Origin of the sequence: Bradyrhizobium sp. 1(2017) (genome assembly GCF_011602485.2) — a bacterium.
GTDB lineage: Bacteria > Pseudomonadota > Alphaproteobacteria > Rhizobiales > Xanthobacteraceae > Bradyrhizobium.
The window spans coordinates 6,023,574-6,037,327 of sequence record NZ_CP050022.2 but is presented as its reverse complement, the minus strand read 5'-3'; the positions used below and the strand labels follow the sequence as shown (position 1 = coordinate 6,037,327).

The window sequence follows — 13,754 nt, the reverse complement described above, 5'->3', positions numbered from 1 at the left end:
GAGAAGTCCCATGCAGAAGAGAAACAGGACGGTTGCGGTGATCGGCGCCGGTGACTTTATCGGCGGCGAGATTGCCAAGAAATTCGCCTCGGAAGGCTTCACCATCTTCGCTGGCCGCCGCAATGGCGACAAGCTCGCGCCGCTGGTCAAGGAGATCGAGGCGGTCGGCAGCGAGATCCATGCCCGCTCGCTCGATGCGCGCAAGGAGGAGGAGATCATCTCCTTCCTCAATGACGCCGACAATCATGCGCCGCTCGAGGTCTGCATCTTCAACATCGGCGCCAACGTCAACTTCCCGATCCTCGAGACCACCGAACGTGTGTTCCGGAAGGTTTGGGAAATGGCCTGCTATTCCGGCTTCCTTGCGGGCCGCGAAGCAGCGCGGCTCATGCTGCCGCATGGGGGCGGCAACATCTTCTTCACCGGCGCGACTGCGAGCTTGCGCGGCGGCTCCGGCTATGCCGCCTTCGCCAGCGCGAAGTTCGGCCTGCGAGCCGTCGCGCAGGCGATGGCCCGCGAACTCGGGCCGAAGAACATCCACGTCGCGCATCTTATCATTGACTCTGGCGTCGATACCGAATGGGTGCGCCAGCGCCGGCTCGAAGCGCTCGGCCCCAATGCGCTCGACGATCCGGACCTGCTAATGCCGCCTGCATCGGTGGCGGCGTCCTATTGGCAGCTCTACCAACAGCCCAAGAGCGCCTGGACGTTTGAGCTCGAGATCCGTCCCTTCGGCGAGAAGTGGTAGGAGCGCGCCCCATGGAGCTCGCGCTATCCCCGGAAGATTCGGCGTTTCGCGACGAAGTCCGTGCGTTCATCGAGGACAATTATCCGACCGAGATGCGCGTCCCCAATCCGGAGACCGACCTTTCCAAGGAGCAGATGCTGCTGTGGCATCGCATCCTGCACAAGAAGGGCTGGATCGCGCCGCTCTGGCCCAAGGAATATGGCGGGCCCGGCTGGTCCATCACCCGCCGTTTCATCTTCGAGCAGGAGACTACGCGCGCGGGCACGATGCCGCCTTTGGCGTTCAGTGTCACCATGGTCGGTCCCGTCATCTATACGTTCGGCAATGAAGCGCAGAAGAAGAACTTTCTTCCCCGCATCCTCTCGGGCGAGGAATGGTGGTGCCAGGGCTATTCCGAGCCCGGCTCGGGCTCCGACCTCGCCACCGTCCGCACCAAGGCGGTACGCGACGGCGATCATTACATCGTCAACGGCCACAAGACTTGGACCACGCTGGCGCAGCATGCCGACTGGATCTTCTGTCTGGTGCGGACCGATCCGGCCGCAAGGCCGCAATCCGGCATTTCGTTCTTGCTGATCGACATGAAGTCACCGGGCGTCACCGTGCGTCCGATCATCACCATCGACGGCGCCCATGAAGTCAATGACGTCTTCCTTGAAAACGTCCGCGTTCCCGTCGAAAACCTGATCGGCGAGGAGAACAAGGGCTGGACCTACGCCAAATTCCTGCTCGGCAATGAGCGCACCAGCATGGCCGGCATCGGCCGCTCGACGCGCTATATCGAGAAGCTGAAGAGGATCGTGAAGGCGGAGATTCCCGCAGACGATCCGGCGCATACCGAATTTGTCAGGGACATCGCCCGCATCGAGCTCGATGTGCTGGCGCTGGAAGCAACCGAGCTGCGCGTCGTCGCCCAGATGGCCCGCGGTCTCGATCCGGGGCCGGCGGCCTCGCTGTTCAAGATCCGTGGCACCGAGATATTCCAGGACATCACCGAGCTGACGCATCGCGCAATAGGCAATTACGGGCTGGCAATTCGCGAGCATCCGATGAGCGCCAACCACTTCATGCCGGGACCGGACTATGGTCACACCGCGTCGGAGAAGTACCTGAACTCGCGCAAGCTCTCCATCTACGGCGGATCGAACGAGATCCAGCGCAACATCATCGCCAAGGCCGTGCTCGGTCTCTAGCGAACAGTAACACGGGAGGAATCGGATGGATATCCAGTTCACGGAAGAGCAGGAGCTGCTCCGATCCAGCATCCAGCGCCTGCTGCGCGACCAGTACGATTTCGATGCGCGGCGCAAGAACCTCGCGAGCCAGGAGGGGTACAGCCACAGTCAATGGCAGTCATTTGCCGAGCTCGGCCTGCTGGCGGCGCCGTTCTCCGAGGACGTCGGCGGTCTCGGCGGCGGTCCGCTGTCGACCATGATCATCATGCAGGAGTTCGGCCGTCATCTCGTGGTCGAGCCCTTCGTCGAGACCGTTGTGCTCGCCGGCGGTCTGCTCGAGCGTACCGGTTCCGCCGAACAGAAACACGGCTTCATTCCGGACATCATTGCTGGCACTACGACCTGGGCGCTCGCCTGGACCGAGAAGAAGTCGCGCTTCGATCTCGCCAACGTCACAACCACTGCTCGGCGCGAGGGTAACGGCTATATGCTGACCGGCCAAAAGACCGCGGTTGTCGCCGCGCCCTGGGCGGATTATCTGATCGTCTCGGCGCGCACGTCCGGCCAGCAGCGCGATCGCGGCGGCGTCAGCCTGTTCGTGGTCGATCGCCGCGCCGCCAACCTCAATCTGCAGAGCTTCAGGACGATCGACGGCCGACGCGCGGCCGAGATCAGCCTGCGCGGTGTTGCCGGTCAGTTGCTGGGCGAAGAGGGCGAGGGTGTGGCCGCGCTGGAGGCCTGCCGCGACCGTGCCATCGGCGCGCTCTGCGCCGAGGCGGTCGGTGCGCTGGCTGAATTGAATGCCGCGACGCTGGACTATTCCAAGACCCGCAAGCAGTTCGGCACGACGATCGGCTCTTTCCAGGTGCTGCAGCATCGGATGGTCGACATGTTCATCGCGCATCAGGAAGCGCTTTCATTGATGCAGCATCTCACGCTCAGCCTTGATGCAGGCGAGGCTGGCGTGTCGCGTCTCGCGTCGGGCGCCAAGTCGAAGATTGGCTATGCCGGCAAGTTCATCGCCGACCAGGCGGTGCAACTGCATGGCGGCATGGGCATGACTGACGAATTGAACGTCGGACATTATTTCAAGCGGATTTCCTCCATCAACATCCAGTTCGGCGATCCCGCCTTTCACCTGCTGCGCTACGCGCAGTTCGATGCGGCCGCCTAGCAGAGAGGCAGACATGACGACTGAAGCAGTGATCGTTTCGACCGCGCGCACCGGCGTCGGCAAGGCCTACCGCGGCGCGCTCAACAACACCGATGGTCCGACCCTGGCAGGCCACGTGATGGCCGAGGCCGTGAAGCGTGCGGGCATAGCGCCCGGCGAGGTCGAGGACGTGGTGATGGGCTGCGCCATGCAGCAGGGCACCATGGTGATGAACGTCGCCCGCAAGGGTGCGATCCGCGCCGGCCTTCCGGTCACCGTGGCCGGCACCACGATCGACCGCCAGTGTGCTTCCGGTCTGCAGGCGATTGCGGTGGCTGCGCGTTCGGTGATGCTCGACGGCGTCGAGATCGCCATCGGCGGGGGCATCGAGTCGATCAGCCTGGTGCAGAACGATCACATGAACAAGTTCCATGCCATCGATCAGGATCTCATGACGATGAAGCCAGAGATGTACATGTCGATGCTGGAGACGGCCGAAGTGGTCGCCGAGCGTTACAAGATCGGCCGCGACCAGCAAGACGAATACAGCCTCGAATGCCAGCGCCGGGTCGGCGCGGCGCGGCAGGGCGGTCGTTTCAACGACGAGATCGTACCGATCACGACCAAGATGGCCTTGGTCGACAAGGACACCAGGGACGTGACGTATCAGCAGGTGACCTTGTCGAAGGACGAGGGCCCGCGTCCGGACACGACCGCCGAGGGCCTTGCAAAGATCAAGCCTGTGTTCGAGGGCAAGACCATCAGCGCAGGCAATGCCAGCCAGCTCTCCGATGGCGCCTCCGCCTGCGTGATCATGAGCGACAAGATCGCGGCGCAGAAGGGCTTGAAGCCGCTCGGCATCTTCCGCGGCTTCGTTGCCGCCGGCGTCGAGCCCGACGAGATGGGCGTCGGCCCGGTCGCTGCGATCCCGAGGCTCCTCAAACGTCACAACCTCAAGTTCGATGACATCGATCTCTGGGAGCTCAACGAGGCCTATGCGGTTCAGGTGATCTATTGCCGCGACAAGCTCGGCATCGATCCCAGCAAGCTCAACGTCAACGGCGGCTCGATCGCGATCGGTCATCCCTATGGCATGACCGGCGCGCGGCTTACGGGGCATATCCTGATCGAAGGCCGGCGGCGCAAGGCGAAATACGGCGTGGTGACCATGTGCATCGGCGGCGGCATGGGTGCGGCCGGTCTGTTCGAAATCGTCCACTGATCGGAAGACGGAGTATTCACGTGAAGACAGCAATAACCGAACTGTTCGGCATCCAGCATCCGATCATCCAGGGCGGCATGCACTATGTCGGCTTCGCCGAGATGGCTGCGGCCGTGTCGAATGCCGGCGGTCTCGGCATCATCACGGGCCTGACCCAGAGGACGCCGGAACTCCTCGCCAAGGAGATCGCGCGCTGCCGCGACATGACCGACAAGCCATTCGGCGTAAACCTCACCTTCCTGCCGACGCTGTCGGCCCCACCCTATCCGGAATACATTGCCGCGATTCGCGAGGGCGGAATCAAGGCGGTCGAGACCGCGGGCCGTAGCCCGGAGGCCTATATGCCGGCGCTCAAGGCGGCGGGCATCAGGGTGATCCACAAATGCACCTCGGTGCGCCATTCGCTGAAGGCCGAGAAGATCGGCTGCGACGCCGTCAGTGTCGACGGTTTTGAATGCGGCGGTCATCCCGGCGAGGATGACATCCCGAACATGATCCTGCTGCCGCGGGCGGCGGACGAACTGAAGATCCCGTTCGTGGCCTCCGGCGGCATGGCGGACGGACGCAGTCTTGTCGGCGCGCTCGCAATGGGTGCGGCCGGCATGAACATGGGCACGCGCTTTGTCGCCACCAAGGAAGCGCCGGTCCACGACAACGTGAAGCAGACGCTGGTCAAGGCGACCGAGCTCGACACCGTGCTGGTGATGCGCGCCCTGCGCAACACCGAGCGCGTGCTGAAGAACAAGGGCGTCAGCGAATTGCTCGAGATCGAGCGCGAGAAGGGCGCAGGTCTGAAAATCGACGACATCCTCGAGCAGGTGACCGGCGTCTATCCGAAGGTGATGGTCGATGGCGAGATGGATGCCGGGGCCTGGAGCTGCGGCATGGTGGTCGGACTGATCCACGACATCCCGACGGTCAAGGAACTGATCGACCGCATCATGGCGGAAGCGGAGGCGATCATCCGCCAGCGGTTGACCGGTTTCCTCGACGGCAAGGTCGAGACGCAGCGGGCCCGTGCGGTCGCCTGATGAAGGGCGAGATACGAGCACAAGACCGGGTGGCTGACGGCGTCGCGATGCTGACGCCGCAGCGGTGCAGAGAATAGAACATCAGGGAGGAAGAGCATGCCTGTCGTAGGTAGCCATCAATACCCCACTATGGAATCCGTGATCTACGGCGAGCCCGCGGCTGAGGCGTTGCGAGAGGAGGCCGAGCGGCTGGGTGCCAAGCGTGTCTATCTGATCGCGAGCCGCACGCTCAACACCACGACTGACGAGATCGAGAAGATCCGGACGGCGCTCGGTGCGCGCCATGCCGCGACCTTTGACGGCGTACCGCAGCACACGACCCGGGACGTGGTCACGCAGATCGCCCGGCAGGCCAAGGACGCTCAGGCCGACCTGGTCGTTGCAATCGGCGGGGGCTCGGTGGTCGACGCGACAAAGATCGTGCTGATGTGCATGGAGCACGAGATCTTTGAGCCGATGGGGCTCGATGGATTCGAGACCACGCCGGATCGCCGCTTCGGGCCGTTCCGGGCTCCGAAGGTACGCATGATCGCCATCCCGAGCACGCTCTCCGGCGGCGAATACAATTCGGGTGCGCTGGTCACCGACACCGGCCGCAAGCTGAAGCAGATTTTCAATCATCCGATGATGATGCCGCGAAGCATCATCCTCGATCCAGCGATCACGAAATACACGCCCGAGAAACTCTGGCTCGGGTCCGGCACGCGCGCGATGGACCATGGCATCGAGGCGATCTGCTCCAGCCGTCCCAATGTGCTCGTCAACGCCGTATGCCTGCAGGGCTTGCACTATCTGTATGCCGGACTCCGACGCACCAAGGACAATCCGAACGATGAAGCGGCGCGCCTGAACTGTCAGTTGGGGTCCTGGATGTCGGCCTTCGGGTTGCAGTCGCGCGTTCCGATGGGGGCCAGCCATGCCATCGGCCATGTCCTCGGTGGGACCTGCGACGTGCCGCATTATTTCTGCACGGCCGTGATGATGCCAAGCGTGCTCCGATACAATCGCCCCGCCACGGAAGCCGCACAGACGTTGGTCGCAGCGGCGCTTGGCGCACCGCAACGGGATGCCAGCGACGCTTTCGCGACATTCATCGCGGAGCTCGGATTGCCACGGAGGCTCGCGGACGTCGGCGTTGCCGAGGACCGCTTCGAGCTAATCGGCAAGAACGCAATGCTCTCGATCTTCACGCGGGCCAATCCTCAGCCGATCCGTGAGCCCGCGGACGTCGTCAAGATTCTCAAATTAGCCGCCTGAAGAAGCGCCAAGGGTCCATCACGGCCTGCCGCACGGAAGGCCGCGCGCAAAAGCAACATTGGAGGAACACGTGATGTTTAGGAGCATCCGACTGGCCTGTGCACTCTTGATCGCCGCAGCCGCACCCTGCTGGGCAGCCGATCCGGTCGGCGTCACCGGGACAAGCATCAAGATTGGCGGCATCTTTCCGCTCAGCGGGCCTGCTTCCTCGATCGGCCAGGTCGGACATGGCGTGCTGGCGTATATGCGATCGGTCAACGAGCGCGGCGGCATTAATGGACGCAAGATCGACTATCTGATGCTCGACGACGCCTACAGCCCGCCGAAGTCGGTGGAGCATGCACGAAAACTCGTCGAGGGCGACGAAGTCGCGTTCATGTTCAGCCAGCTCGGTACTGCAGGCAACACTGCGGTGGCGAAATATCTGGCTGCCAAGCGCGTGCCGACGATTGCGATCGTCACTGGCGCGAGCAAGTTCACCAGTGTCAAGGACTATCCGCTGACCACCACCGGGCTCGTCAGCTATGACACCGAAGGGAAGATCTACGCCAAATATCTGATGCGCGCGTTGCCCTCGGCGAAATACGCCATTCTCTACCAGAATGACGATCTCGGCCGCGACTACGTCAGCGCCTTCAAGGCAGTTCTCGGCGCCGATTTCGACAAGCGCGTGGCCACCGCCAGCTACGAGGTCACCGAGCCGACGATCGACTCGCAGGTCGTGGCGCTGAAGAGCTCCGGCGCGCAGGCGCTGTTCATCGCGGGCACGCCCAAGTTCGCCGCACAGGCGATCCGTCGGGCGGCCGAGACGGCGTGGAAGCCGACGATCCTGATCAATTTCCCGTCGTCGTCGATTGCCGGAACGATTAAGCCGGCAGGGCTGGAGAATTCAGTGGGCGTCATCGTCGGCACCTTCAACAAGGATCCAAACGACGAGAGGTGGAAGGACGATGAGGCCATCAAGGCCTATCGCGCCTTCTTCGATCGGTATCTAGCAGGCTCCGATATCACCAATACGAGTTATCTGACCGGTTATCAGCAGGGCATGCTGCTGGAACAGATCCTCAAGCAATGCGGCGACGACCTCTCGCGCGAGAACGTCCTCAAGCAGGCGAAATCGCTGAAGAACTTCATGTTGTCGACAGCACTGCCGGGCATCCGGATCAACACCAGCGAAACCAACAACATGGTCTGGACGCAACTGCAGCTTCAGCGCTGGACCGGGAGCCGCTGGGAACCGTTCGGTGAGATCCTTGACGCGAGCTCCGAGTAACCCATCTGTCGCATGACGTTCCAGGCCTCGAGGTGGTCCGACGAGGGCCGGAAACGATCAGGATGAGTCCACCATGGCTGAGTTGCGGATATTCTCCTACTTGCCGAACCCCCGGGTCTGGAAGGTGACCATCGCAGCGCGGTTCTGCGGTGTGGAGGTCGAGGTCAGGGGAGCTCCCCCCAAGGAGTTGCGGGACTGGTTATGGGACTATGACGCCCGCCCATTGGCGGAGCATGAACGCGTCTCGCTATCTTCGCTGGCGCGAACCGGTCGGGTTGGGTTGACCGGTTCGCAACTCTTCAAGACCGATGCGTTTATGGAAGCGCAACCCTTCGGCAATGTGCCTGCTGCCTTCGGGCCTAATGGCAAAATCGGGATCTTCGAATCGAACAGCATCATGCGGGCGGTGGCACGGCTCGGCGAGTCGAAGTCCACGCTCTACGGGCGCGATGCCTATGAGGCGTCCAGGATCGACAGCTTTCTCGACGTCAGCTTGGTGTTTGCCCGAGATTCGCAGATCTATCTCCTGGCGCTGTCGGGCGGCACGGTCGATGCGGCCGTTCACGCGCGAGCAAGGGAAGCGTTTGCGATCTATGCATCGGGGATCGAACAGGCGTTGTCCCCGCGGCGCGAGGCACTGGTGGGTACGGGATTATCGTTGGCCGATATCTGCTTTGCCGCAGAGTTTGCGCTGTTCATGAATGAGCATGCGCGGGCCGAGCAATTGCACAAGCACGGGCTGGACAGGATCCTGCATCCGGCTCTGCAGGATGAGTATCCGCGGACCTTTGCTCATTTCGCTCGTCTCGTCGAGCACGTGCATTTCCAGCCTGATCTGAAGCCATACGTCGAAAAGCTGTTGGCGAAGGCCGGCAACTGACCTGCCGGCCGAACGTGGAAGACTAATCGCATGACCGCGCCTGTCTGCCTGATATCCGGTGTCGGCCCTGGCACAGGTTCCGCTCTCGCCAGGCGGTTTGCCGAGGGTGGTTATTGCCTCGCTCTGCTCGCCAGGAACGAGGAGCGTCTCGCTGCCCTTGAGAAGGAACTGCCGGGCGCGAAAGGATTCCGCTGCGATGTTTCCGATCCCGAGCAGATCGACGCGGTAGGGTCGGCCGTGGAGCGCGATCTCGGCTATCCCGCCGTGGTCATCCACAACGCCGTCGGTGGTGCGTTCGGCACATTTCGCGAGATCGATCCATCGATCCTGAATCGCAATTTCCAGGTCAACACCATGGGACTGCTGTATTTGGCGCGGCGGTTCGTCCCCGCGATGGTGACGGCCGGAAAGGGTGCGATCGTTGCCACCGGCAACACCTCGGCCCTGCGCGGCAAAGCCGGTTTCGCCGGCTTCGCGCCGACCAAGGCGGCGCAGCGCATCCTGGCCGAAGCGATGGCGCGCGATCTCGGGCCACAGGGCGTTCACGTCGCTTACGTCGTGGTCGATGCCGTGATCGACCTGGAGTGGACACGGAAACGTTGGCCAGATCGGCCGGACGATTTCTTCATTAAGCCGCGCGCCATCGCGGACGAGATCTGGCACGTCGCCCACCAGGACCGAAGCGCATGGTCGTTCAACGTCGAATTGCGACCGTTTGGAGAAAGCTGGTAGCGAGAAGCGCTTCGTTGCCGGCAGGGTGTGGCAGATTGCTGCTTCAGAAGCGGCGAAACTTTCGTGAGTGAACCAGGCCTTCAGGGACCGTGGGAGGTCACGGTCCCTCTCCGAAAGGCGTTCGTGGCGCGCAGAGAAAGCGTCCCATGCGATAGAGGTAGGCCCTACGCCAAGTGTGGCCCCCGGCGGTTTCGGGAGCTCTTGCCAGAATCGGTCGGCGATTCATTTTTTGTCGTTGCTGGCGGCATCAGGCTGCTCAAATCGTGCGACGGATGCCTGTTTTCGTCCGAATAAGCTCAGTGGTGCGACTGGTAAGTCATTAATTGTACTCAGCCTGCAGCTGACTCTTAATCAGCGGGTCCCAGGTTCGAGCCCTGGTGCGCCCACCATATAAATCAAACACTTAGCGGTTTGAGCAAGCGGCAAGACCGGAGCCGTTGACGCCACCGCTTACAGTTTTGTTCTCGCTTCGAGCTTCAGCACGGCAGCTTCTGCGAGCTGCATCTCACGACCGACATAGTGGGCATCGAGAATAGCCACGACGTCCTTCAACGAGTGACTGGTGACGGCCGCGATCTGCGGCACGCTGGCGCCTGCGATCGCGAGGCGGACCGCCGCCGTGCCGCGCAGATCATGAGACGTCAGGCCGTCGATACCGGCGCGCTCGCAAGCCTTCGCCCACGACGTACGAAAGCCATCGGACGTCCAGGGGCGGCCCAGCAGGTCCACAGGATAACCGGCCCCCGGCGGGTCGTCGCATCGAGCAAGGCCCTCAAGGGTGCGCCAGCGGGCATCGCGACCCGGCGCCCACCTTTTGATTGGCGAAGGCGAATGTACGGGGTCTCGTAGGCCGACCATGGTAGACGCAGAAGGTCTCCCTGCCGTTGCCCGCTCCACAGAGCCAAGATCAGCGCGAGCTGGATCTCGCTGGATGTGACCGCGAGAAACGCGGCAATGTCGCGCTCGGTCCAGATCTTATCCTTGCGGTCTGCAACGTAGAGCGGCCGCCGCCCAGATGGACTCGCAAGAAAAGCTCGGACGAACCGCTGGTCCGATACCGTCGTCGAAATATTTAAGAGCCGTAAATACGCGGCTGGCTCGCAGCGCCAGTCCCCAAGCGAATAACCCATGACTCATCGCCTTCCGAAGTCCGATGGACTTCAGTTGAAGACTGGACAGCGAGCAGTCGAATACGGGGCTGTTTCTCGGTTTTGGGGCCTCAATGGCGACCGCAACTGAATGGACGCAGCTACCGAGAAGGCCGCCATATTGAGGCTGCGTGCAATCGAGTCAGTTTTCTAACTGGTAGGGAAAATGCCGAAATGGACTCAGTTGGCGAACTGATAAGGTAATATGCGAAAGCTTATCAGTCTTCCGTAGACCCCCCGCCGATGAAGGCGCCGAGCCTGGCAATCTGAAAAAGCTCGCCAGGGGCCTTTCAGCGATCTGTGGTTCACGATTCACGCGTCTTGGCCTTTATTCTGGTCCGTCGTGCGACCGCGTCCATCAACATCGATTTGACTGGCGCCGATAGGCACTCCGTGAGGCAATTGCGCAATCAACTGTTGGTTCATTCGTGCCGAAGCACGTATTCACGACGGTTCTCGTAGATTCTCGAAGCTTAACTTCATCCCGCGCTGCGCCGGAGCTACAGCCGTTCTTGTCGGCCCTCAACCGCTGGAGGGCGCATCGGATGATGAGGCGACAGGGCTTGGAGCAGGAACGTCATGGGAGTCGATAATCGTATCGAGCTTGGCCGCCGGGGATTCTTGCGGGGAGTTGCTGCAGTTACAGGCACAGTATCGCTCGGATCTCCGTCAGCGACGGCAGCCGAAGGTGAAATAGGCGCCGCACCAACGCCCGAACCGGGCGGGATGCAGAAGCTTTCGGCGCCGGCGGCGGGTTACCAGTCGCTGGGCCCGGACGAAGCCGGTTTTGTCGAAGCGCTGGTTAACGTGATGTGCCCGGCGGATCATTTGACCCCGAATGGAGTCGATTGCGGCCTTGCGGTCTACATTGACCGACAACTGGCGGGCGGCTTCGGGAAGGGCGAGCGACTCTACATGCGCGGTCCCTGGAAGGCAGGAAAACCGCAGCAGGGTTATCAGTTGCCATTAACTCCGGAACAGTTCTTCAAGGCTGGCATTGCCGCAACCAATGAAGCGGCTCAACGGAAATTTAGCCGCGGCTTTAGCGATCTTCAACCCGACGAAGCAGATGCGTTTCTGCATGACCTCGCTGCCGGCAAGATTGCAGACGCAACCCTACCAATCGGGGCCTGGTTCAACGAGTTGGTCTATCCGCTGTTCGTGCAGGCCTGCTTCGCCGATCCCATCTATGGCGGGAACATCGACAAGGTGTTCTGGCGAATGATCGGTTACCCGGGCCTGCCCGCGGTTCACGGTGAGGACATGGTGCAATTCCGCGGAAAGCCATACCCCGGCGCGCAGGATCCGAAGGCCATCGGCGATTTCAGTTAGGAGAGATGTGGTGGTCAAGACGTTGAAGTCGCGAACGGTTGTGATCTGCGGTGGCGGGTTTACAGCAGGCCTTATTTCCAGGCAGCTCACTGCACAGGGTATCGATGTCCTCGTCCTCGAACGGGGAGGCGATCATACCGGTGCTGCGGAAGCGAGGCTACCCAATCAGCGGGACGAACTGCGATGGGATGTTCATGCAGGCCTGGTTCAGGATTGGTCGGTCGAGACCTATTCTTTGCGCCATGCGAGCAGCGAACATGCTCTCCCGGTTCGCCGCATGGAAGCATTTCTTCCCGGCGAAGGAATGGGAGGCGCTGCCAATCACTGGAACGGCCAGACATGGCGTTGGGCCGAGTACGACCCAATGCTGCGAACCCGGCTTGAAGCGCGATATGGCAAGAAGGCAATTCCTCCGGAACTGATGGTGCAGGACTGGGGCGTGACCTATTTCGAACTAGAGCCGTATCATGCATTGTGGGAGAAATTGTTCGGCATTTCGGGTAAGGCCGGCAATATCCGCGGTCAAATCCAGCCCGGCGGCAATCCGTTCGAGGCACCGCGGCAGGACGAATATCCCCAGCCGCCACTGCCGCCGACCGAAGCCGGTTTGATCTTTTCGAAAGCGGCCGAGAGCCTCGGTCACAAGCCGTTCCCCATGGCGGCCGCTAACTCGCCTAACGCCTACACGAATCCCGACGGCATGCAACTCGGCCAGTGTCAGTTCTGCGGCCATTGCGAGCGCTTCATCTGCGAGGCCAACGCAAAGGCAAGTCCCGAAGTCCTCCTGTATCCGATGTTGCTGAAGCGGCCGAAGTTCGAACTTAGGCTGCATTCGCACGTAACCAGGGTCGATTACGATAGAAAAGCGAAGCGAGCGCGTGGGGTCCGGTACGTCGACCTGCTCAGCGGCGAGGAATATCTGCAGCCGGCCGACGTCGTCATCCTGGCGTCCTTCACGATGTCGAACACAAAGCACCTGCTGGTGTCGGGTATCGGAAAACCCTACGATCCGAAGACGGGCAGCGGAGTCGTCGGCAAGAACTTCTGCCATCAGACCATGTCAGGCGTGAACGTTCATTTCAGAGATCGCTGGATCAACCCTTTCCTTGCCTCCGGCGCCTCGCAAACCTGCATCGACGAGTTCAACGGCGACAATTTCGATCACAGCGGTCTCGGCTTCTTCGGTGGGGGGTATATCTACTCGAACACCACCAGTGGCCGGCCTATTACCAGGCGTCTCCTTCCTCCCGGCACGCCGCAATGGGGTAGCAAGTGGAAACAGGCGAATGCCGACTGGTATGCACACAGTTTCAATATCTATGTCCACGGCAGCTGGTATCCGCATCGCGAGAACTACCTCGACCTTGATCCGACCTACCAGGATGCTTATGGCCAGCCGCTGGTACGAATGACGTTCGACATCCGCGAGAACGAGTTGCGTATGTCGGAGTATTTGACAGGGAAGGCCGCGGAGATCGCGCGCGCGAGCGGCGCCACCATTGTCGGAACACCGTCTCCACGGAAGGGGCCGTACGACGCGCGGGTGTACCAGACCACTCATGTGACCGGTGGCACCGTCATGGGTGCCGATCCGCACACCAGCGTGGTATCGCCGCATCTTCAACACTGGGATGCCGAGAATCTCTTCGTCGTCGGCGCGTCGGTCTATCCCTTCAATGCGGGATACAACCCGACCGGCCCGCTGGGAGCCCTGTCGCTTCGGCTCGGCGACGATCTCGTCCGCTACGTCCAGCGTCCGCAGATGCTCTAGCTCAAACCGCACATCCTGCTGAACTTCTGAGG

At 61.7% G+C, this 13,754-nt stretch carries 12 protein-coding genes; 11 read left to right on the top strand and 1 reads right to left on the bottom strand.

What is annotated here, in order from left to right:
- Window positions 1-10 precede the first annotated feature (10 nt).
- The 9 genes from HAP40_RS28660 (at window position 11) to HAP40_RS28620 (ending at window position 9,471) form a co-directional block, all read left to right on the top strand.
- Window positions 11-748, top strand: coding sequence for an SDR family oxidoreductase (locus tag HAP40_RS28660; RefSeq protein ID WP_166814609.1), 738 nt, complete (start codon window positions 11-13; stop codon window positions 746-748).
- Between the two features lie 11 nt (window positions 749-759).
- Entirely contained in the window at window positions 760-1,941 is a 1,182-nt protein-coding gene (locus HAP40_RS28655; RefSeq protein WP_166814610.1) for an acyl-CoA dehydrogenase family protein, read from the top strand.
- Window positions 1,942-1,966: 25 nt separating this feature from the next.
- A complete protein-coding gene (locus HAP40_RS28650) occupies window positions 1,967-3,097 on the top strand; it encodes an acyl-CoA dehydrogenase family protein (RefSeq protein WP_166814611.1) in 1,131 nt (376 codons plus the stop codon).
- A gap of 13 nt (window positions 3,098-3,110) precedes the next feature.
- Window positions 3,111-4,298 carry an acetyl-CoA C-acyltransferase gene (locus tag HAP40_RS28645; protein WP_166814612.1) on the top strand — a complete coding sequence of 396 codons (1,188 nt, stop codon included), beginning with the start codon at window positions 3,111-3,113 and terminating at the stop codon, window positions 4,296-4,298.
- A 20-nt stretch (window positions 4,299-4,318) separates the two neighbouring features.
- A complete protein-coding gene (locus tag HAP40_RS28640; protein WP_166814613.1) occupies window positions 4,319-5,329 on the top strand; it encodes an NAD(P)H-dependent flavin oxidoreductase in 1,011 nt (336 codons plus the stop codon).
- A 96-nt stretch (window positions 5,330-5,425) separates the two neighbouring features.
- Entirely contained in the window at window positions 5,426-6,586 is a 1,161-nt protein-coding gene (locus HAP40_RS28635; RefSeq protein WP_166814614.1) for an iron-containing alcohol dehydrogenase, read from the top strand.
- Window positions 6,587-6,659: 73 nt separating this feature from the next.
- Entirely contained in the window at window positions 6,660-7,859 is a 1,200-nt protein-coding gene (locus HAP40_RS28630) for an ABC transporter substrate-binding protein (RefSeq protein ID WP_166814615.1), read from the top strand.
- A 73-nt stretch (window positions 7,860-7,932) separates the two neighbouring features.
- Window positions 7,933-8,739, top strand: coding sequence for a glutathione S-transferase (locus HAP40_RS28625; RefSeq protein WP_166814616.1), 807 nt, complete (start codon window positions 7,933-7,935; stop codon window positions 8,737-8,739).
- A gap of 30 nt (window positions 8,740-8,769) precedes the next feature.
- Complete coding sequence (locus HAP40_RS28620; RefSeq protein ID WP_166814617.1) at window positions 8,770-9,471, top strand: SDR family NAD(P)-dependent oxidoreductase; 702 nt, start codon at window positions 8,770-8,772, stop codon at window positions 9,469-9,471.
- Window positions 9,472-9,921: 450 nt separating this feature from the next.
- On the opposite strand, the gene HAP40_RS28615 is transcribed toward HAP40_RS28620, so the two are convergent.
- Window positions 9,922-10,200 (bottom strand): tyrosine-type recombinase/integrase, encoded by a 279-nt coding sequence (locus tag HAP40_RS28615; RefSeq protein WP_246741280.1) that lies wholly within the window; start codon window positions 10,198-10,200, stop codon window positions 9,922-9,924.
- 998 nt (window positions 10,201-11,198) lie between these two features.
- Between HAP40_RS28615 and HAP40_RS28610 the strand changes: the two genes are divergently transcribed.
- Together HAP40_RS28610 and HAP40_RS28605 are read left to right on the top strand one after the other, a co-directional pair.
- Window positions 11,199-11,951, top strand: a complete 753-nt coding sequence (locus HAP40_RS28610; protein WP_166814618.1) for a gluconate 2-dehydrogenase subunit 3 family protein — start codon at window positions 11,199-11,201, stop codon at window positions 11,949-11,951.
- 10 nt (window positions 11,952-11,961) lie between these two features.
- Window positions 11,962-13,722, top strand: coding sequence for a GMC family oxidoreductase (locus tag HAP40_RS28605; RefSeq protein ID WP_166814619.1), 1,761 nt, complete (start codon window positions 11,962-11,964; stop codon window positions 13,720-13,722).
- The last annotated feature ends 32 nt before the right edge of the window (window positions 13,723-13,754 follow it).

Excerpts from the sequence above, each read along its gene's own strand:
- HAP40_RS28660 (WP_166814609.1), top strand. The coding sequence starts at position 11 with ATGCAGAAGAGAAACAGGACGGTTGCGGTGATCGGCGCCGGTGACTTT.
- HAP40_RS28655 (WP_166814610.1), top strand. The coding sequence starts at position 760 with ATGGAGCTCGCGCTATCCCCGGAAGATTCGGCGTTTCGCGACGAAGTC.
- HAP40_RS28650 (WP_166814611.1), top strand. The coding sequence starts at position 1,967 with ATGGATATCCAGTTCACGGAAGAGCAGGAGCTGCTCCGATCCAGCATC.
- HAP40_RS28645 (WP_166814612.1), top strand. The coding sequence starts at position 3,111 with ATGACGACTGAAGCAGTGATCGTTTCGACCGCGCGCACCGGCGTCGGC.
- HAP40_RS28635 (WP_166814614.1), top strand. The coding sequence starts at position 5,426 with ATGCCTGTCGTAGGTAGCCATCAATACCCCACTATGGAATCCGTGATC.
- HAP40_RS28630 (WP_166814615.1), top strand. The coding sequence starts at position 6,660 with ATGTTTAGGAGCATCCGACTGGCCTGTGCACTCTTGATCGCCGCAGCC.
- HAP40_RS28625 (WP_166814616.1), top strand. The coding sequence starts at position 7,933 with ATGGCTGAGTTGCGGATATTCTCCTACTTGCCGAACCCCCGGGTCTGG.
- HAP40_RS28620 (WP_166814617.1), top strand. The coding sequence starts at position 8,770 with ATGACCGCGCCTGTCTGCCTGATATCCGGTGTCGGCCCTGGCACAGGT.
- HAP40_RS28610 (WP_166814618.1), top strand. The coding sequence starts at position 11,199 with ATGGGAGTCGATAATCGTATCGAGCTTGGCCGCCGGGGATTCTTGCGG.